The sequence below is a fragment of the Dactylosporangium sp. NPDC000521 genome, assembly GCF_042898305.1.
Taxonomy (GTDB): Bacteria; Actinomycetota; Actinomycetes; order Mycobacteriales; family Micromonosporaceae; genus Dactylosporangium.
This window is the reverse complement of sequence record NZ_JBIAYW010000009.1, coordinates 445,071-463,281: the sequence shown is the minus strand read 5'-3', so window position 1 is coordinate 463,281 and position 18,211 is coordinate 445,071. Positions and strand designations below refer to the sequence as shown.

Genomic DNA, 18,211 nt, shown 5'->3' with positions numbered 1-18,211 from the left:
GAAGTGGCAAATGCTGATATTTCCGGTTTAGCGGGCGCGGAGCGCCTGATAAACCGGAAAGAGCGGAAAGAGCGGAAAGAGCGGAAAGAGCGGAAAGAGCGGAAAGAGCGGAAAGAGCGGCGCAACCGGAAGAAGAAGAGAACCCGCAAGAAGATCGGCAACCGGAAGGGAAGCCGGAAGGCGGAGGTCGGACGGGCACCGCGGATCGCCGCGAACGCGACCACCGCGAGCGCGACCAGCCAGGTGATGATGACAGCGGGCCGGTGCAGCATGTGAAACAACGACAGCGCCTCGACGGCCAGGCAGACGGCGGCGCCGACGAGGACCGCGGCCCGCAGCAGCGCGAGCCGCACGCCGCCCCCGAGGCGCAGGCACAGCCACGCGACGGCGACGAAAGTGAGCAGCGGCACCACGATCACCGGGTCAAGCTACCCGACGACCGCGGCGCCGCCGCGGGGTGAGAAACCCCTAGAGCCGCTCGACCGACGGGCCGTGGCAGCGGGCCCGGGTGTCGAAGATGTAGCTCGCGTGCCGTTCGACCATGTCGTAGTCGAAGTCGTCGTGGTCGGTGAGCAGCACGACGGCGTCGGCGGCGGCCAGCTCGGCCGGGGTCAGGTCGACCAGCGTCACGCCGCAGACGTTGCCGGTGTCGCGCTGCGCGGCGTGCGGCTCGACGGCGTGCACCTCGGCGCCCTGGGCGACGAGCAGTTCGGCGACGGCGCGGGCCGGTGACTCGCGCAGGTCGCCGACGTTGCTCTTGTACGCGAGGCCCAGCAACAGGATCCGGCTGCCCCTGACGGGCTTGTACCGGTCGTTGAGGCCGGCGGCGAGGCGCTGCACGACGTAGCGGGGCATGCCCTCGTTGACGTCGTTGGCCAGCTCGATGAACCGGAAGCGCTGCCCGACCTCGCGCTTGACCTGCCACGACAGGTACGACGGGTCAATCGGCAGGCAGTGCCCGCCGACGCCGGGGCCGGGGTCGAACGCCATGAACCCGAACGGTTTGGTCGCGGCCGCGCCGATCGCCTCGCGGACGTCGACGCCGAGCTGGTTGGCGACGATGGCGAGCTCGTTGACCAGCGCGATGTTGATGTGGCGGAACGTGTTCTCGAAGAGCTTCGTCAGCTCGGCCGTCCGCGGCGCGGAGACCGGCACCAGCCGCTGCACGAACCGCTGGTAGAAGCGGGCCGTGGCGGCCAGGGATGCCTCGTCGATGCCGGAGACCAGCTTCGGTGTGTTGTCCAGGTGCCAGGTGGGGTTGCCCGGGTCGATGCGTTCGGGGCTGTACCCGAGGAAGAAGTCGTCGGGCGCGCTGAGCCCGGAGGCGTGCTCCAGCAGCGGCCGCAGGACGGTCTCGGTGGTCCCCGGGTAGGTGGTGGACTCGAGGATGACTGTGCAGCCGGGCCGCAGGTGCGGTGCGAGCTGCAGCGCGGCCTGCTCGATGTGGCTGATGTCGGGCACGCCGTCGGTGAGGGGGGTCGGCACGGTGATCGCACACGTGTCGAAGCCGGCGGCGTCCGCGTAGTCCTCGGTCGGGTGGTACCGGCCGGTCTCCAGCGCCCACGCGAGCAGGTCGTCCGGGACGTCCTCGACGAAGGAGATGCCGGCACCGAGGGACTTGACCCGGTCGGTGTCGACGTCGAGCCCGACGACGTCGTCGCCCGCCTCGACCGCTCGGATGGCGAGCGGAAGGCCGACGTAGCCCTGCCCGATGATGACTGTTTTGCCCATGATCATCCTAAGGGTGGGAACACTCGACCCGCCGGCCGAAACGAGGCCGACGGGTCGAACGGATTTGCAAGTGAGTTGGAGTTGTCAGGAGGTGCGCCGGCGGCGCATGACGAAGCCGCTGCCCGCCAGCGCGGTCAGGCCGAGCAGGCCCGCCAGCAGGTCGGCACCCTGCGCGTCGTGGGTCTTCGTGGTGCCACCGGCGAGGTCGGTGGACGAAGACGTGGACGCAGCGGATGCGTCGGACGCGTCGGACGCGTCGGTCAGGCTCGTCTCGTTGGCCGACAGCCGGAACGGGCTCCAGCCGCCGAAGAACGGGCCGAAGAAGCCGGCCGGCCGGTCGCCGCCGTCCCACTTGTCACCCCCGCCGTTGTTGCGCACGCCGTTGCCGAGCGGCGTGCCGGCGAAGAAGTCGTCGCCACCGAAGCTGTAGTTGCCGCGCCAGGCGAGCACCCGCACGGTGACGGTCGCCGTTTGCTTGGACTTCTTGCCGGTGACCTTGATGGTGGCGTAGCCGGGCGAGGTGAGCCGGACGTTCGCCTCGAACTTGCCGTCGTCGTCGGTGCGGCGGTCGCCGCTCACGCGGGCCGGGAACGGGCCGTCGAAGCCACCGGAGTGCCGGGTGATGCGGTACTTGACATTGATCGAGATCGGCTCGCCGGGAAGGAACCGCTTCCCCGCGATGCAGACCACGCCGCCGGTGCTCACAGAGGCCGAGCTCACCCTGAGGACCGGCTCGGGAGCCGGATAGGCAGCAGCGGCCGCTGCTCCACCACCGTGTTCGGCGTGGGCGGCGGTCGGTGCTCCCAGCACTGCCGCCGCGACGATTGCCCCCGCGAGGGCGGTCAGTGCGGATCTTGTTCGGGGTCGCATAAACCTCACCGTAGACTTCACATCACCCCGATATGGGCATTTTTCATCATTTGCCGCATCTCTCCGCGAATTGCAACCGAAGCGTCCAGGGCGCGATGCCCGGGGTCGTCACGAGGCGGGGCGTGAACGCGGCCGTGGGCGACGGCAGCGGGCCCGTGATGAGGTTCAGCGCGAGCGTGCTGCTCTGCCCCGGCTTCAGGTCGACGGTGAAGACCGCGACGGTCCGGCCCAGCTCGAAGCCGCTGCCGTAGTCGACGGGCGCACCGTCCTGCGTGGCGTCCACGGGCGCGCCGCCGGTCGGCAGGTACACCATGACGTTGGTCCGGACCGTGTAGTCGCCGGCCAGCCCCAGCCCCAGCACGCTGCGCGGCAGCCCGCTCGCCGGCGCCGTCGAGCCGAGCTTCACGGTGAGCCGCAGGTGCCGCGAGCCGTCCTCCAGGCACTCCCCCGCGCTCAGTTCGGCCTCGCGGGTCAGGTAGTAGCCGAGCTTCGCACCGGTGCCGTCGTTGAGGAACACCCCGACCGTCGGCCGGGCGCCGTCGTCGGCGGGCAGCGTGCCGGCGAAGACGGTCGCGGCGATCTCCGCCTGCTCCTCGGGGTGCGCGCTCCACGCGAGGAGCCGCCGCTCGTCCGCGGCCTTCCGCAGCGCCGGCACCAGCTTCTCCGGCGCTGTCAGGGCGCCGGTGAGCTTGTCGAAGACGGCCTTGGCGGCGCCGGCGAAGAAGGCGTCCTGCGACTTCGTGTCGGCGATCGTCAGGTACACCTCCGACAGCAGCCGCCGGACCGCGGTCGGCGCGGTGAGCGGGGGGCCGACCGCGACGTCGACCGGGCCGGTCGCCTGCAGCAGGTAGGCGAGCGCGACCGGGTCCGTCGCGAGGACACCGTCGACCGTGCGGCCGGAGCGCAGCCGGTACATCTCGCGGTACAGGGCCGCCGCGGTCGGGAAGTCCGGGGTGAGGTTCACGTCGGCGGGGAACCGGCCGAGGCGGTCGGTGTGCAGGTTCTCCTGGTCCTCGTCCAGCGGCAGCACGGGCGTGGCGAACTCGCGGATGTCGGTGGCCGCGGCGCCCTGCTGCACGATGGAGATCGCGCCCTTGTCGACCTGCAGCACCACGAACGCGCCCGGCATCCCGCCGGTGGCCCGCACCTCGGCGAGGTTCTGGAAGAGCACCAGGTAGGTCCGGGGCGCGGTGGCGCCGAGCATGGCCGGCAGCAGGCGCGCCGCCCGGGCGACCGGTGCCAGCAGCGGGGCGACCCGGCGCAGCGCCTCGTCGAGCCGGTCGACGGCGGCGCGGACCCGCCCGTCCAACCCGCCGCGGTCGAGGGCGGCAAGCCGGGCCTGCGCCGCTCGTACCAGCGAATCCGCCGCCGCGAGGCGAGGCGCGGCACCGGTGACCGCGGCGAGGCCGTCACGCCCGGCGAGCGTCGACTGCAGCCCGCCGGCGGCGTCCAGCATCGGCGGCAGCACGCGGGTGGCGAGGTCGTCGACGATCCGCGCGACCGCGGCGACCGCCGTCAGGTCGTCGCCGGCCATCGGCGCCGAGCGGCCCACGCCCCACGTCAGTCCGGAGGTGTCGGACCGGGCCGCCGCCGTCTGCCGGCGCAGGTCGGCGGTGGTGCGCCGGGCGGCGGCGAGGTCACCGGCGCGCAGCGCGGTCTCCAGCGAGCCGACCAGGGAGGCCGCGCGCCGCAGGTGCCCGGCGGCGGACTCGGCGACGATCAGCAGCCGCACCCCGGCGCCGGCGAGCAGCAGCAGCACGACCGCCGCGGCGAGCACCGCCTTGCGCCGCCGGGTGCGCAGCAGCGTCGTGAGGTGGGCACGGACACCGGTGATCTCAGTCGAGCTGCCGTGCACCGCCGACGACCTCCTTGACCTTCTCTGGTTGGGTGATGACGCGCAGCGCGCGGTAGAAGTCGGCGCGGCGCCGGCCGAGGGTGTCGGCGGCGTAGTTGCGGGCCCGGGCGAGGTTGCGCGCCGACGTGGCGGCGAGCGCCTCCGGGTCGGCGACCAGCGCGGTGATGGCGTAGGCGAGGGCGACCGGGTCGTCGGGCGGCACCAGGTGCGCCCGGTCGAGCAGCTCGGGGGTGCCGCCGACGGTGGTGCCGACGGCGGGCAGCGCCCTGGCCATCGCCTCGATCAGCGCCCGGGGCAGCCCCTCGGTGCGCGACGGCAGCACGAAGAGGTCGGCGTCGTCGAGGAACAGCCGCACCGCCGCGCCGGGCGGGACGGCGCCGGCGAACGCGACCCGCCCGCCGACGCGCCGCTCCCGCACGAGCCGTTCCAGGTCGCGGCGGCAGCGCCCGTCGCCGAGGTGCACCAGGTGCGCCTCCAGGCCGGCCTTCACCAGCAGCGGCAGCGCCTCGATGAGGGTGTCGATCCCCTTGTACGGCTGCTCGAGCGAGCCGACGGAGATCAGCCGGACCGCGACCTTGGGTGAGCCCTCGCCCCGGGGCCTGTCGACGAACGCGGCCTCGTCGAGCTGGATGCTGGAGTACGCGGCGGTCACCGCGCCGGGCCCGGCCGGGTAGCGCGACTGCAGCGCCCGCTCGGTGACGTAGGCGACGGCGACGGCGCTGCGGCACTGCGCCCGCAGCCGGGCGGTGAACCAGGCGCGCAGCAGCGGGCGCAGCGGGTGGCGGATCACGCCGGGCGCGAACACGTCGTGGGGGTCGCCGACGACCTCCAACCCGAACGGCCGGCCCGCACGGCGCAGCACGCGGTGCAGCAGCGTCCCGATCGCGGACGGCACCCGCAGCAGGACGGCGTCGCCGGGCTCGACGGCGGTGCGGACGGCGGCCCGCACGGCGCGCAGGCGCCGCAGGTACTGCAGCGGGCCGACGTAGTAGGGCACCGGGTGCACGGTGACGTGCTCACCGTCGACGCGCTCGGCGTCCGGCGGGCGGCCGGCGCTGTCGGCGACCCTGGCCACGACCCGGACCTCGTCGAAGACGGCGAGGTAGCGCTGCCAGAAGTCGTACGCGGCACCGGTCGTGCTCCACACCCGCCCGTCGGGGGTACGCAGGTACCGCTGTTCACAGCTCACGACGACACGCATACGGGCACCGCCTTCGGTTCCTCACTGGTCGGTTCCTCCACCCGGACCGAGACCAGGCGGAGCGCGCCGTAGAACAGCAGCCCGTACACGCAGGTCTTGAGCAGGCTGCCGCTCTCGCCGCGGAAGCCGTACATCCACGCGACGGTGAAGAGCACGCTGGCGTACGCGTAGACCGGCGCCCGGTCGAGGCGGTTGATCAGCAGCCGGTGCACGACGGTGAGCCCGGCGAACAGCACCGGAATCCCCCACAGCCCGAAGTTGAGGTACGCCTCGCCGGTGAGGGAGAACCCGTACCCGGAGGCGCTGCCGGGCGCGTACCGGTCGACGAGCCACTGCGCCAGCGCCGGCTGCGCGTGCCCGGGCAGGAGGTTGACGAGCGCGTGCAGGTAGGTGGCGCCGCGCGCGAACGGCTCGACCGACGGCACGTGCGTCATCACCCACGTGTCGACGAAGAGCACCGAGCCCTGGTTGAGCACCTGCGAGGTGTCCGCGGGGCCGTCGCCGCGCAGGCTGAAGATCAGGGTCGCGCCGAGCAGCAGCAGCGCCCCGTAGCCGACCGGCCGGGCGAACGAGCCGCCGCGGGTCAGTTCGCGGTGCAGGATGAGGCTGAAGAGCACGAAGACGAAGTCGCGCTCGCCGGTGCTGAGGCAGTAGGCGACGTAGACGGCGAAGTTCAGCCGGTACGTGAAGCGCCCGGCGCCGCTGCCGTCGGCCATGTAGTACAGCGCGCAGGCGAACATCTCGAACAGCAGGTAGTCGTAGTGGCCGGGCCCGGCGACGTCGATGCGGTCGAGCTTGGTGCCGGCGAGGAAGCTGGTGCCGCCGAGCACGAGGACGGTCGTCGCGTAGAGCGTGAGCAGGGCGAGGACGACGGGCAGCAGCGGGAAGCGGTGGGTGGTCACGGGCGCGGTGATGCCGTCGCGCTGGCGCACCAGCAGGCCGGCGGCCAGCAGCCCGGCGAAGGCGAGCAGCAGGCCCAGCGCCGCCCGGCCGATCAGGGCGGTGTTGGTGCCGAAGTAGATCGTCCCGCCGAGCAGGTAGCTGACGACGGGCCCGAAGCCGAAGAGGAAGAAGTACGCGGCGACGTAGGCGAGCACGTCGCGGACCCCGCCGACGAGCAGCAGCACCGGGAGCGCCAGCCCGGCGAGCAGCACCGCGTACCAGGGATCAAAGGTCACGCCGCAGCAGCTCCCACTTGAGGCCGGCGTGGACGGCGGCGGCAGCGACGGTCGCCCAGGCGGCGCCGGCGATGCCGTAGCGGGGCACGAGCGCGAGCGCGGCGAGGACGGCGGCGACGAGGACGGCGGCGTTCACGGCGAGCTGGCCGGTGAATCGGCGCACCGCGGACAGGGCCGCGTCGAGGACGAAGCAGCTCGCGGCGACGGCGGTGGCGATGGTGAGGACGGTGAGGGTGCCGGCCTCGTCGGCGTACTCCTCGCCGTAGACGGCGCGCAGCACCTTCGCGCCGAAGAGCTCCGCGGCCCAGACGGCGACGACCCCGGCGACGGTGATGCCGATGAGCGACTGCCGCACGAGCGCGGCGAAGCGTTCCCGGGCGCCGGCGGCGCGCAGCTCGACGAGGCGCGGCAGGAGGGTCTGCGCGACGGCGGAGACGAGCAGGTTGCCGGTGAGGACGAGGTAGCCGGCGGCGGCGAACGCGCCGAGGGCGGCCGCGCCGAGGCGGTCCTGCAGCGCGTACCGGGGGACGTTGGCGGTCAGGGAGGTGATCCCGGAGGCGAGGCCGAGCGGCAGCGCCGTCCACACGAGCGCCCCCGGCCCGGGCGGGCTGACCCGGTGCGTGTGCCGCTTCGGCGGGCCGGCCTTCAGGTTCGCCTTGACCGTGGCGTCCAGCAGCCGGGAGGCGAGCGGCGCGCAGAACCCGAGCCAGGCGATCAGCGAGCCCATCGCGGAGCCGGCGGCGGCCCAGGCGACGCTGCCGGTCGCGGCGAGCAGGACGCCGGTGAGCGCGATGGTGAGCACGCCGTTGGCGAGCTGGGCGACGGCGATGCCCCGCTGGTCGTGGTGGCGCTGCAGCAGGCCGAGGTAGATGTCGCCGACGCCGTCGAACGCCTTGGCCAGGCCGACGAGGATCACGACCGCCGGGGGCAGGTCGAAGGCCCACACGACGGCGCAGATCGCGGCCGTCGCGGCGGCCATCCCGGCGAGCCGGACCCGCAGGTACCGGCGGAACGGGTGCTCGTGGAAGGTGTCGGTGACCAGGACGGTGCGCAGCGACAGGTTCGCCAGCAGCACCACCGGGGCGCCGACGGCGAGGCCGAGGGCGTAGTCGCCGACCATGGACTCGGTGCCGAGCCGGGCGACGACGACCAGGACCAGCCACTGGCACAGGGCGTAGCCGGCGTTGCCGACCACCCCCCAGCCGACGTTGCCCGCGAACGACGGCCGGCGCCTGGCCGGCGCCGCGTGCCGGACCGGCGTCTTCGGTGATCGCAGCTGCGTCATCCCCGGACGACCCGTTCCAGCACGTCGGCGACGGCCGAGGCGGCCGGCCCCTCCGCGAACCGGGCGACCATCAGCTCCCGGCTCAGCGCTCCGCGGCGGCGCAGGGTGCCGGCGCGGAACTCCGCGTGCGCCTCGTGCAGCGCGGCGACGAGCGCGTCGACGTCGTCGCGGGGCACCAGCCAGCCGGACGCGGGGTCGACGGTCTCGGGCAGGGCGCCGGCGTCGGAGACGATGCTCGGCACGCCCATCGCGCCGGCCTCGCGGGCGGCGCCGTGGTTCTCCGACAGCGACGGGCTGACGCTGACGTCGGCGGCGGCGTAGCAGTCACGGACGTCGAGGGTGGACTCCTGCCAGTCGACGCCCGGGTCCTTGGCGACGCCGAAGCGGCTGATCAGCTGCCGCCGGTAGGTCTCGCCGGCGGCGTCGAACCCGCCGCCGAGCAGGATCAACCTGGAGTCGGGGGCGTCGCGGCGGAAGCGCCGCCACGCGGTGAGCAGGATGTCGTGGCCCTTGATGCCGCGGCCGCGGTGGGTGAGCCGCTTCGGCGGGTACACGTAGGCGACCATGCAGGCGGTGAACGTCGTGTCGCGGAGGCCGAACGCGGCCCGGCACGCGGCGCGGTAGGCGTCCGACGGCGGCGAGAAGTGCTCCATGTCGGTGCCGTAGTGGATCGGCACGACCCGCGAGTCCGGCATGCCGATGGCGCGGTAGAGGGTCGCGGTGTGCTCGCTGCCGCTGATGACGACCTCGTCGCGGCGGCACAGGACCCGCTCGACGGTGCGGATCAGCGGCGACTCGAGGAACAGCGGGCCGGGCACCATGTGCACGCGCCGGGCGGGCAGGCCGAGGCTGGCGATCCGGGCGGCGAGCGCGGACGCGTACAGGTGGTAGTGCAGCACGTCCGGGTCGAGCGCGCGCAGCTGCTCGCGCAGCCGCAGCAGCCCGGCGGCGGTGGCGGGCGTGGGGCGGAACCGGAAGTCGAACGCGGACTGCACGACGTCGATCCCCCGGTCGTGCAGCGCCTTGCGCAGCTGCCCCTCGCTGCCGGGCGGCAGCACCGCGACGACCTCGTGGCCGCGTCGGCGCAGCTCGTCGAGCTGCGGCACGGTCCACCGGCCGCCGTCGTCCGTCTTGATGATCATCGCGACCTTCACCGCGCCGGAACCCCTTTCACGGTCGCCTTCGGCTCGACGTCGCGGGTGACGCACGCGCCCGCGCCGACGGTGGCGCCCTCGCCGACCTGCAGGCCCTGCAGCACGCAGGCGGTCGTGCCGATCAGCACCTCGGGCCCGATCCGGCAGTCGCCGGAGATCGCCGCGAGGGGGTTGACCTGGACGAAGTCGGCGAGCTCGGTGTCGTGGCCGACGGTGCAGTTCTGGTTGAGGTGCACGTGCCGGCCGATGCGCACGTCGGTCGTGACGCGGGCGCCGGCGAACGCGACGAACCCCTCGCCGATGCACGCGTCCGGCCCGATCGTCGCGGCCGGGTGGATCAGGGTGGCCGCGGCGAGGCCGTGCAGCCGCAGCCGCTCGTCGAGCCGGGCCCGGATCCGCGGGTCGCCGATGCCGATCACGTAGCCGATCGAGGGGCGCTCGTCGCCGAGGCGGGTGCTGGGGCCGAGGAACGGCACGCCGAGCGCGGACACCCGGTCGAGGTTGCGCTGGGTCGGGTTGTCGTCGACGAAGCCGCGCACGGGCAGGCCGGCGGCCCGGGCGATGGTCAGGACCTCCCGGCCGTGGCCGCCGATGCCGACGATGACGAGGCCGTTCTTCACGACTGCCGCCCTTCCGGCACGGCGCGCAGCTCGTGGTTGGTCGCGGAGCCGGTCGCGGTGACGCCGTCGCGGCGCACGACCGTGCGGATCGTCGCGGCGAGGATCCACAGGTCCATCCGCAGCGTCCGGGCCTGCACGTAGTGCAGGTCGTGGGCGAACTTCTGCTCCCACGTGAGGTTGTTGCGGCCGAGGACCTGGGCCAGGCCGGTGATGCCGGGCCGCACGTCGTGCCGGTGCGCCTCCTGCTCGGTGTACCGGCCGAGGTACGCCACCGGCAGCGGGCGCGGGCCGACGAGGCTCATGTCGCCGCGGAAGACGTTCCACAGCGCGGGCAGCTCGTCGAGGCTGGTGGCGCGCAGGAAGCGGCCGGCGGCGGTGAGCCGCTCCGCGTCGCTGCCCGGGTCGAAGCCGCGCGGGGACGGGCGCATCGTGCGGAACTTGACGAACGTGAACGGCCGCCCGTGCAGGCCGGTCCGCTCCTGCCGGAACAGCACCGGCGACCCCATCGTGCAGCGGACGAAGACGGCGGTGGCGGCGATGACCGGGGCGAGGACGACCGTGGCGACGGCGGCGCCGGCGAGGTCCAGGGCGCGGTTCACAGGAACTCGTCGATCGCGTCGAAGACGCGCCGCTGGGCGGCGTCGCCGAGCTGCGAGCCGCTGGGCAGCGCCAGGCCGGTCGCGTAGAGGTGGTCGGCGGCGCCGGTCAGCCAGCTGCGGGCCTGGCGGTACACCGGCTGCTGATGCATCGGCTTCCACACCGGGCGCGTCTCGATGTCGTGCTCGGCGAGGTGCGCCCCGAGCGCCGCGGCGGACCAGCCGGACTCGCGCTCGTCGACCGTGACGACGGTCAGCCAGCAGTTGGATCCGTGCTCGCCGTCGCCGACGATCCGCACCCCGGGCACGCCGGCGAAGGTCTTGGCGTACCGCTCGCGCAGCTGCCGCCGCCGGGCCAGCATCCCGTCGAGGCGGGACAGCTGCGCGCGGCCGACCGCGGCGAGCAGGTTGCTGAGCCGGTAGTTGTAGCCGACGTCGGCGTGCTCGTAGTGCGGCACCGGCTGGCGGGCCTGGGTGGACAGGTAGCGGCAGCGCTCGGCGAGGGCCGCGTCGCCGGTGACGAGCATGCCGCCGCCGGACGTGGTGATGATCTTGTTGCCGTTGAACGACAGCGCGGCAGCCCGCCCGAAGGAGCCCGCCGGCCGCCCGTCCCGGGTCGCGCCGAGCGCTTCGGCCGCGTCCTCCAGCAGCGGTACGTCCAGTTCCTGCAACTTCTGGTGGTCGGCGCAGGCGCCGAAGAGATCCACCGGGATGACGGCGCCGACGTGCCTGCCTTCCCTGCGCAGGTCGGCGACCGCCTGTTCGGCGAGGGCGGCGTCGATGTTGCCGGTGTCGGGCTCGCTGTCGACGAAGACAGGCTCGGCGCCGGTGTAGACGACGGCGTTGGCGGTGGCCGCGAAGGTCAGCGTCGGCACGATCACCGTGTCGCCGGGCCCGACGCCCATCGCGAGCAGCGCCAGGTGCAGCGCGGCGGTGCCGGAGCTGACGCCGACGGCGTGCGCGGTGCCGCACCGCTGGGCGATCTCGGCCTCGAACGCGTCGAGATCCGGCCCGACGGGCGCGACCCAACCGGAGCGTAAGGCGTTGACGAGGTAGCGCTCCTCGGTGCCCGAGATGTCGGGCGCGGACAGGTAGATGCGTGAGTTCATCGGGGGCTTTCCATGCTGTTCGTCTGCCGGGCCAACCTGTGCCGTTCGGCCATGGCCGAGCGGCTGGCCCGGGCCGGTGGCCTGGACGCCGCGAGCGCCGGCACGCACGCGATGCCCGGCCTGGACATGCCGCCGGAGGCGAGGGCGGTGCTGCTGGAGCGGGGCGCGGATGCCGCGGGCTTCGCCAGCCGGCGGGTCGAGGCCAGGATGCTGGCCGGCGCCGACCTGGTGCTGACCGCGACGCGGGCGGAGCGGGCGCACTGCGTGACCCTCGCCCCGGCGACGGCGGCGAAGACGTTCACGCTGCGCCAGTTCGGCCGGTACCTGGCGGCACTGCCACCGGAGCCGACGACGCTGCGCGACATCGCCCGGGTGCGGGGGCGGCTGCGGGCCGGCTCACCGCTCGACGACGACCTGCCCGACCCGTTCGGCGGCCCGATCGAGGGGTTCCGCGTCTGCGCCGAGACGATTGCGGACATCATCACCCTCCTGGCCGACCGGCCGCGTCGAGATCCCGGGTGACCGGCGCCGGCTTGCCGGCGGTGGCCTTCAGCATCGGCGCGCCGGCCCTGGTGCCGTAGTAGGCGTAGGAGTAGGCGTCGTCGCCGCCGGACTTCGCGCCGTTGAGCACGCAGCCGAAGAGCCGGGCGGAGACCGCGTCGATGGCGAGGACCGCGGAGCGCACCTGGGTGACGGTGGTCTTGCCGGCCCGGGTGACCAGCACGGCACCGTCGGCGCGGCTGGCCACGACCGCGGCGTCGGTGACGACGAGCAGCGGTGAGGTGTCGACGACGACGTAGTCGAAGTCCTCGCCGGCGGCGGCGAGCAGGCGGGCCATCTGCTGCGAGCCGAGCAGTTCGCTCGGGTTCGGCGGGATCGAGCCGCTGGCGAGCACCCACAGGTCGCGGTCGCCCCACGGCTGCACGGCGGTGTCCAGGTCGACCTGGCCGACGAGCACGTTGGTGAGGCCGACGGCGCCCTCCAGGTCCAGGTACTCGGCCAGCTTCGGCCGCCGCACGTCGGCGTCGATCAGCAGGACCCGGTGCCCGTTCTCGGCGAGGACGATCGCGAGGTTGCAGGCGATCGTCGACTTGCCCTCGTCGGGCAGCGCGCTGGTCACGACGATGCAGCGGGCCCGCCGGTCGGGGTCGACGAACTGCAGGTTGGTGCGCAGGTGGCGCATCGCCTCGCCACGCGGCGACCAGGTGGCGTCCTCCAGCAGAAGCGGCTCCTGGCGGGCCCGCGGGTCGAGCGGCACGGTGGCCAGCACGGCCTTGCCGCCGGCCTGCCGCAGCGCGGCCGTGGTGCGGACGCTGCTGTCCAGGATCTCCCGCAGGACGGCGCCGGCGGCGCCGACGAGCAGCCCCATCAGCAGCGCGACGGCGAAGTTGCGGGCGGGCTGCGGCGACACGGGGTCGGTGCCGACGCGGGGGCCGGTCACCACATCGACGCGGACGGTCGGGCTGTCGCCACCCGGCGGGGTCTCCAGGACCGCGACGAGGGCGGCGAACTGCGTCGCGACGGACTCGGCGATGCGCAGGGCACGGTCGCTGCGGGTGTCCAGCACGGTGATGTCCAGCAGCACGGTGTCGGGCACGGTCCGCGCGCTGATGCGCTCCTTGACCCCGTCGGCGTTCAGGCCGACGCCCGGGTCCGCGGCGACGGCGCGGGCGAGGCGGTCGCTGGTGACGAGGTTGACGTAGGACCGGGCGCGCTGCTGCGAGAACAGGCCGCCCTGGTACGCGTCGGTCACGCCGCTGCTCGGGGTGCTGACGAAGAACGTCACCGAGGCGGCATACGTCGGCGCGGTGCGCGCGGTGATCACGACCGCGGCGACCAGGGCCAGGCAGGCGGTCGTGGCCACCAGCCACCAGCGTTTCCGGACCGCGCCGACATAGTCGCGCAGCTCCATACGCCATGACCTCCCGTGTTCGCTTCTTCACGAAGAGTGACATGTTGTCATGGCGGAAGAGGTGAAACGGTCTAATTTCCCCTATCCGGTTTTAGCGGGATCTCATCCATCAAATCGTGAAGAATGGTCGCAGTGTCGAAGGGGGAACCGATGGACGACCACAGACCCTCCGGGCGCAATGACATGCGGCCCTCCGGGCCCGTCGACATGAGGCCCTCCGGGCCCGTTGACATGCGGCCCTCCGGGCCTGTCGACTGGCCCGCCGACCTCTGCGCCTGGGCCGGTGGCCTGGCGCTGGCGTTCACGATCGGGCCGGACCGGCCGTCGCTGATCTCCGCCGGCGCCGCGATCGTCCTCGCCGCCGCGGCGCACACGGCGATCGCGTGGCCGGTCCACCTGTACCGGCGCCGCTACGGCCACGGGACGCTGCCCGAGCTGCGGGCGCTCGCGTTCACGGTCGCCGCGGCCGGCGGGCTGCTGTGGATCGCCGGCGTCGCCCCGGCGGCGGTCGCCGGGGTCGGCGCGATGGCCACCCTGCTGGCGATGGTCACCGGCCGTGCGGCCGGCCGGCTGCGGCGCGAGCGGCGGCTGCGGGTCACCCCCGCCGGGCAGGCCGTGCCGGTGCTCGTCTACGGCGCCGGCGCCGCCGGTCACCGGCTGCTGCGCTCGATGGCGCACGACCCGCACTGCCGCTACCGGCCGGTCGGCATCGTCGACGACGACCCAGCGAAGCAGAACCTGCGGGTCGAAGGCGTCGCCGTGCTCGGCGGGCGGGCGTCGCTCGCCGACGCGATCGCGCGGACCGGCGCCGAGGTCGTCATCTTCGCCATCCGGGCCGACGACGGCGCGCTGCTGCGCGACGTCCGGGCCGTGACGACCGCCGCCCGCCGCGACCTCAAGATCCTGCCGTCCATCGACGAGAGCCTTGACGGCCCCGTGGGCGTCGCGGAGATCCGCGACGTGCAGCTGTCGGACCTGCTCGGCCGCCGCCAGATCGACACCGACCTGGCCGCGATCGGCGACTACCTGGCCGGCCGGAGGGTCCTCGTGACCGGCGCCGGCGGCTCGATCGGCTCCGAGCTGTGCCGGCAGCTGCACCGCTTCGGGCCGGCCGAGCTGATGATGCTCGACCGCGACGAGTCGGCGCTGCACGCGGTGCAGCTGTCGATCCACGGCCGAGCCCTGCTGGACAGCCCCGAGCTGATCCTCGCCGACCTGCGCGACGCCGAGTCCATCGCCGCGGTCTTCGCCGAGCGCCGGCCGGAGGTGGTGTTCCACGCCGCCGCGCTCAAGCACCTCACGCTGCTGGAGCGGCACCCGGCCGAGGCCCTGCAGACCAACGTCCTCGGCACGCTCAACGTCCTGTCGGCGGCCGCCGCGGCGGGGGTCGAGCGCTTCGTGAACATCTCCACCGACAAGGCCGCGAACCCGATCAGCGTCCTGGGCTACACGAAGCGGATCACCGAACGGCTCACCGCGCACCGCTCGACCGTCGCGGCCGGCACGTATCTCAACGTCCGGTTCGGCAACGTGCTCGGCAGCCGTGGGTCCGTGGTGACGGCCTTCCAGGCGCAGATCGCCGCCGGTGGGCCGGTCACCGTCACCCACCCGGATGTCACCCGCTTCATGATGACCGTCCAGGAGGCGGTGCAGCTGGTGATCCAGGCGGCCGCGCTCGGCGCCGGCGGCGAGGCGCTCGTGCTGGACATGGGCACCCCCGTGCGGATCGACGACCTGGCGCACCAGCTCGCCGCGCAGGCCGAGCGGCCGGTCGACTTCGTCTACACCGGCCTGCGGCACGGGGAGAAGCTGCACGAGGAGCTCTTCGGCGCCGGCGAGATCGACCTGCGGCCGCTGCACCCGCTCATCTCGCACGTCTCGGTGCCGCCGCTGGACCCGTCGCTGGCCCTCGCGCTGGACGTGCGGTCCTCGCCGGCGGCCCTGGTCGGCCAGCTCGCCGACCTGTGCGTGGTGCCGTTCGTCGAGCCCGCGGCGGTGCCGCCGGCACCGGCCGCAGGCCCTACCGCGATGCCGACGCTATCTGCTGCTCGTACCAGCTGACCGTCTCGGCGAGTCCCTGGTCGAGCGGGACCGGCCCGTGGCCGGGGAAGAGCTCCCGCAGCCGGGACGACTCCGCCTGCGAGTCGCGCACGTCGCCGGGCCGGGCGGGGTCGAAGACCACCTCGACCGGCCGGCCGACCAGCCCGCGGATCTTGTCGATCAGGTCGACCAGCGACGTGCGGGTGCCGAACGCCAGGTTCACCGGGGTCGGGCTGGTCACCCGGCGCACCGCGGCGTCCGTGAGCAGCCGCGCCACCGACCCGACGAACGTGAAGTCGCGCGTCTGCCGGCCGTCGCCGTGGACGTGCAGCGGCTGCCCGCGCAGCGCCGCGTCGGCGAACGTCGGGATGACCGCGGCGTAGGCGTGACCGACGGACTGCAGCGGCCCGTACACGTTGAAGAACCGCAGCGCGAGCACCGGCAGCCCATAGGTGGCGCCGTAGGCCAGCACCGACGACTCGGCCGCGAGCTTGCTCGCCGCGTACGGGCTCTGCGGGCGGGTCGGCAGCTCCTCGTGCTTCGGCAGGACCTTCGTCGGCCCGTACACCGAGGACGAGGACGCCGTGATGATCGGCGTGCCCCCGCGCCGGCACGCCTCCAGCACGTGCATGGTGCCGGTGGCGTTGACCAGGTGGCTGCGCAGCGGATCCGCGACGGACCGCGGCACCGACGGCCGGGCGGCCAGGTGGATGACGACGTCGGCCCGCTCGACCGCGGCGTCGATCGCGGGCCGGTCCAGGATGCTGCCGGTGATCAGCGTCGCGCCGACGCCGTCGAGGTTGCCCTCACTGCCGGTGCTCAGGTCGTCGAACGCCACGACCTCGTCGACGGCAGGGTGGGTGACCAGCTCCCGGCACAGGTTTCCCCCGATGAACCCCGCGCCGCCGGTGACAAGAATTCTCATCAACGGGTTGAACGGCGGGCGGACGGGTCGGGTGACGCCACGGACGAGTTCACCTCTTTTCCGGATGAACCGGTCCTTTCGGATAGCATCGAGGACGGCGAATCACGGAAATCCGTGCGACGTTGGTGGGCATGACCTCCGAACAGCAGCTCGCCGGTGGCGGCGTCAACAGCGTCGTCCGGGTCGGCGCGACGGTCCGGCGCCCGGCGGGCGCCTGGAGCCCGCGGATCCATCAGCTCTTCGAGCACCTGCAGACCCGCGGCTTCACCGGCGCGCCCCGCTCCTACGGCACCGACCCGCTGGGCCGCGACGTCTTCAGCTACCTGCCCGGCGACGTCGGCCACGACCCGTGGACCCCCGCCGTCGCGAGCGACCCCGCCCTGACCAGCGCCGCCCGCCTGTTGCGCGCCTACCACGACGCCACCGCCGACGTCGCCGCGAGCTGGCGCGACGGCTGGCAGCTGCCCGCCCGCGAGCCCGCCGAGGTCGTCTGCCACAACGACGCCGCCCCGTACAACTGCGTCTACGACGGCGACCGCGCCATCGGCCTGATCGACTTCGACGTGGCCGCCCCCGGCCCGCGCGCGTGGGACCTGGCGTACGCGGTCTACCGCTTCATCCCGCTCGGCTCCGCCGCCGGCGAACGCACAGAGGAGCGCCTCGACCTGTTCTTCGACGCCTACGGCGCCGACCCCGCGCTGCGCGCGGCCGCGCTGGCGTCGGTCGCGCCCCGCCTGCGCGAGCTCACGGACCACATACGCGCCGAGGCCGCCGCCGGCAACGAGGCGTTCGCCGCCCACATCGCCCGCGGCGACCTCGACCACTACCTGCGCGACATCGCCCTGCTCAGCTGAGGTCCATCCGGGGGAGGATCTCCTTGGCGAGGGCGGTGGCGAACTCGACCGGGTGGCGGTCGGGCATGGTCATGACCTCGGTGGCGCCGAGACGGCCGTACGCCTCGACGTCGCGGAGCCAGGCGTCCGGGTCCTCCAGCGGGGGCCGCATGACGAGCACGGTCTTGACGATCTCGTCGTAGTCGCGGCCCTCGGCGTCGCAGTGGGCGCGCAGCACGTCGAGCTTCGCGGCGACCTCCTCCGGCGTGGAGCCGAAGAGGTTGCAGGCGTCGGCGTACTTCGCGACCAGGCGCAGCGTCTTCTTCTCGCCACCGCCACCGATCATGATCATCGGACGGGCGCGGCCGAGCGGCGGCGGGGAGTTGAGCGTCTCCGTCAGTTGGTAGTGGGTGCCCTCGAAGGGGCCGTTGTCGTCGCTCCACATCTGCAGGCAGATCCGCAGCGTCTCCTCGAGGCGCTCGAAACGCTCCGCCACCGGCACGACGGGCACGCCCAGGCCGCGTTGTTCGCGCTCGTACCAGGAGGCGCCGATCCCGAGCCGGGCCCGGCCCGCCGACAGCACGTCGAGCGTGGTGACGATCTTCGCCAGGAGGCCCGGATGGCGGTACATCACGCCGGTCACCAGCAGGCCCAGCGTCATCCGCTCGGTGACGGCGGCGAGGTAGCCCAGCGTGGTGTAGCCCTCCAGCATCGGCTCCTCGGCGGGCGCCATGGCCTCCATCTGGAAGTAATGATCCATGACCGTGAAGGACGCGACCCCCGCCTGCTCGGCGATGACGGCCGTCTCCTTCAGCGTCGGTGCGATGGCCGCCGGGTCGGCGGGCGTCGAGAAGTTCCAGTAGTGCAGCCCCAGCTTCATGGGTCCATCATTGCCCCGGATC

Annotated in this window: 18 protein-coding genes; 5 read left to right on the top strand and 13 right to left on the bottom strand. The window is 73.4% G+C overall.

Annotation, left to right across the window (positions count from 1 at the left end; translation table 11 throughout):
• The first annotated feature begins 3 nt into the window (after positions 1-3).
• Both ACFY3L_RS29930 and ACFY3L_RS29925 read left to right on the top strand, forming a co-directional pair.
• Positions 4-276, top strand: coding sequence for a hypothetical protein (locus ACFY3L_RS29930; protein WP_389331215.1), 273 nt, complete (start codon positions 4-6; stop codon positions 274-276).
• Positions 273-461 carry a hypothetical protein gene (locus tag ACFY3L_RS29925; protein WP_389331212.1) on the top strand — a complete coding sequence of 63 codons (189 nt, stop codon included), beginning with the start codon at positions 273-275 and terminating at the stop codon, positions 459-461. The genes ACFY3L_RS29930 and ACFY3L_RS29925 overlap by 4 nt, the downstream gene beginning before the upstream one ends.
• Positions 462-468: 7 nt before the next feature.
• Here the strand turns inward: ACFY3L_RS29925 and ACFY3L_RS29920 are convergent, their stop codons facing one another.
• From ACFY3L_RS29920 to ACFY3L_RS29875, 10 genes are all read right to left on the bottom strand, one after another.
• A complete protein-coding gene (locus ACFY3L_RS29920; protein ID WP_389331209.1) occupies positions 469-1,731 on the bottom strand; it encodes a nucleotide sugar dehydrogenase in 1,263 nt (420 codons plus the stop codon).
• Between the two features lie 84 nt (positions 1,732-1,815).
• Positions 1,816-2,451: a hypothetical protein gene (locus ACFY3L_RS29915; protein WP_389331206.1), complete on the bottom strand. Its 636-nt coding sequence runs from the start codon at positions 2,449-2,451 to the stop codon at positions 1,816-1,818.
• 196 nt (positions 2,452-2,647) lie between these two features.
• On the bottom strand, positions 2,648-4,456 hold the full coding sequence (locus ACFY3L_RS29910; RefSeq protein ID WP_389331203.1) for a DUF4012 domain-containing protein: 1,809 nt from the start codon (positions 4,454-4,456) through the stop codon (positions 2,648-2,650).
• On the bottom strand, positions 4,437-5,645 hold the full coding sequence (locus tag ACFY3L_RS29905; RefSeq protein WP_389331200.1) for a glycosyltransferase family 4 protein: 1,209 nt from the start codon (positions 5,643-5,645) through the stop codon (positions 4,437-4,439). Before ACFY3L_RS29905 ends, ACFY3L_RS29910 begins: the two co-directional genes overlap by 20 nt.
• The gene (gene wzy / locus ACFY3L_RS29900) at positions 5,642-6,835 is read right to left on the bottom strand and encodes an O-antigen polysaccharide polymerase Wzy (protein ID WP_389331197.1); all 1,194 of its coding nucleotides are present in this window, start codon (positions 6,833-6,835) and stop codon (positions 5,642-5,644) included. The genes ACFY3L_RS29905 and wzy overlap by 4 nt, the downstream gene beginning before the upstream one ends.
• Positions 6,825-8,120, bottom strand: coding sequence for a lipopolysaccharide biosynthesis protein (locus tag ACFY3L_RS29895; RefSeq protein ID WP_389331193.1), 1,296 nt, complete (start codon positions 8,118-8,120; stop codon positions 6,825-6,827). Before ACFY3L_RS29895 ends, wzy begins: the two co-directional genes overlap by 11 nt.
• Positions 8,117-9,262: a glycosyltransferase gene (locus ACFY3L_RS29890; protein ID WP_389331190.1), complete on the bottom strand. Its 1,146-nt coding sequence runs from the start codon at positions 9,260-9,262 to the stop codon at positions 8,117-8,119. The genes ACFY3L_RS29895 and ACFY3L_RS29890 overlap by 4 nt, the downstream gene beginning before the upstream one ends.
• 8 nt (positions 9,263-9,270) lie before the next feature.
• Positions 9,271-9,894, bottom strand: coding sequence for an acetyltransferase (locus ACFY3L_RS29885; protein ID WP_389331187.1), 624 nt, complete (start codon positions 9,892-9,894; stop codon positions 9,271-9,273).
• Positions 9,891-10,493: a sugar transferase gene (locus ACFY3L_RS29880; RefSeq protein WP_389331184.1), complete on the bottom strand. Its 603-nt coding sequence runs from the start codon at positions 10,491-10,493 to the stop codon at positions 9,891-9,893. The genes ACFY3L_RS29885 and ACFY3L_RS29880 overlap by 4 nt, the downstream gene beginning before the upstream one ends.
• Positions 10,490-11,599: a DegT/DnrJ/EryC1/StrS family aminotransferase gene (locus ACFY3L_RS29875; RefSeq protein ID WP_389331181.1), complete on the bottom strand. Its 1,110-nt coding sequence runs from the start codon at positions 11,597-11,599 to the stop codon at positions 10,490-10,492. Before ACFY3L_RS29875 ends, ACFY3L_RS29880 begins: the two co-directional genes overlap by 4 nt.
• A 51-nt stretch (positions 11,600-11,650) precedes the next feature.
• On the opposite strand from ACFY3L_RS29875, the gene ACFY3L_RS29870 reads away from it, so the two are divergent.
• On the top strand, positions 11,651-12,121 hold the full coding sequence (locus ACFY3L_RS29870) for a low molecular weight phosphatase family protein (RefSeq protein WP_389331178.1): 471 nt from the start codon (positions 11,651-11,653) through the stop codon (positions 12,119-12,121).
• Here the strand turns inward: ACFY3L_RS29870 and ACFY3L_RS29865 are convergent.
• On the bottom strand, positions 12,081-13,511 hold the full coding sequence (locus ACFY3L_RS29865) for a polysaccharide biosynthesis tyrosine autokinase (protein WP_389331175.1): 1,431 nt from the start codon (positions 13,509-13,511) through the stop codon (positions 12,081-12,083). The genes ACFY3L_RS29870 and ACFY3L_RS29865 overlap by 41 nt on opposite strands.
• 231 nt (positions 13,512-13,742) lie before the next feature.
• Between ACFY3L_RS29865 and ACFY3L_RS29860 the strand changes: the two genes are divergently transcribed.
• Positions 13,743-15,572 (top strand): polysaccharide biosynthesis protein, encoded by a 1,830-nt coding sequence (locus ACFY3L_RS29860; RefSeq protein WP_389331173.1) that lies wholly within the window; start codon positions 13,743-13,745, stop codon positions 15,570-15,572.
• On the opposite strand, the gene ACFY3L_RS29855 is transcribed toward ACFY3L_RS29860, so the two are convergent.
• Positions 15,532-16,476 carry an NAD-dependent epimerase/dehydratase family protein gene (locus ACFY3L_RS29855; protein ID WP_389331170.1) on the bottom strand — a complete coding sequence of 315 codons (945 nt, stop codon included), beginning with the start codon at positions 16,474-16,476 and terminating at the stop codon, positions 15,532-15,534. The two genes, ACFY3L_RS29860 and ACFY3L_RS29855, sit on opposite strands and share 41 nt — an antisense overlap.
• Before the next feature lie 131 nt (positions 16,477-16,607).
• Between ACFY3L_RS29855 and ACFY3L_RS29850 the strand changes: the two genes are divergently transcribed.
• Positions 16,608-17,330, top strand: a complete 723-nt coding sequence (locus ACFY3L_RS29850; RefSeq protein WP_389331167.1) for a phosphotransferase — start codon at positions 16,608-16,610, stop codon at positions 17,328-17,330.
• On the opposite strand, the gene ACFY3L_RS29845 is transcribed toward ACFY3L_RS29850, so the two are convergent.
• Positions 17,323-18,189, bottom strand: coding sequence for an LLM class F420-dependent oxidoreductase (locus tag ACFY3L_RS29845; protein ID WP_389331165.1), 867 nt, complete (start codon positions 18,187-18,189; stop codon positions 17,323-17,325). The genes ACFY3L_RS29850 and ACFY3L_RS29845 overlap by 8 nt on opposite strands.
• Positions 18,190-18,211: the final 22 nt, after the last annotated feature.

Bases quoted from the DNA above. Each gene is read 5' to 3' on its own strand.
- ACFY3L_RS29920 (WP_389331209.1), bottom strand. From the start codon at position 1,731: ATGGGCAAAACAGTCATCATCGGGCAGGGCTACGTCGGCCTTCCGCTC.
- ACFY3L_RS29895 (WP_389331193.1), bottom strand. From the start codon at position 8,120: ATGACGCAGCTGCGATCACCGAAGACGCCGGTCCGGCACGCGGCGCCG.
- ACFY3L_RS29890 (WP_389331190.1), bottom strand. From the start codon at position 9,262: ATGATCATCAAGACGGACGACGGCGGCCGGTGGACCGTGCCGCAGCTC.
- ACFY3L_RS29875 (WP_389331181.1), bottom strand. From the start codon at position 11,599: ATGAACTCACGCATCTACCTGTCCGCGCCCGACATCTCGGGCACCGAG.
- ACFY3L_RS29870 (WP_389331178.1), top strand. From the start codon at position 11,651: ATGGCCGAGCGGCTGGCCCGGGCCGGTGGCCTGGACGCCGCGAGCGCC.
- ACFY3L_RS29865 (WP_389331175.1), bottom strand. From the start codon at position 13,511: ATGGAGCTGCGCGACTATGTCGGCGCGGTCCGGAAACGCTGGTGGCTG.
- ACFY3L_RS29860 (WP_389331173.1), top strand. From the start codon at position 13,743: ATGCGGCCCTCCGGGCCTGTCGACTGGCCCGCCGACCTCTGCGCCTGG.
- ACFY3L_RS29855 (WP_389331170.1), bottom strand. From the start codon at position 16,476: ATGAGAATTCTTGTCACCGGCGGCGCGGGGTTCATCGGGGGAAACCTG.
- ACFY3L_RS29850 (WP_389331167.1), top strand. From the start codon at position 16,608: ATGACCTCCGAACAGCAGCTCGCCGGTGGCGGCGTCAACAGCGTCGTC.
- ACFY3L_RS29845 (WP_389331165.1), bottom strand. From the start codon at position 18,189: ATGAAGCTGGGGCTGCACTACTGGAACTTCTCGACGCCCGCCGACCCG.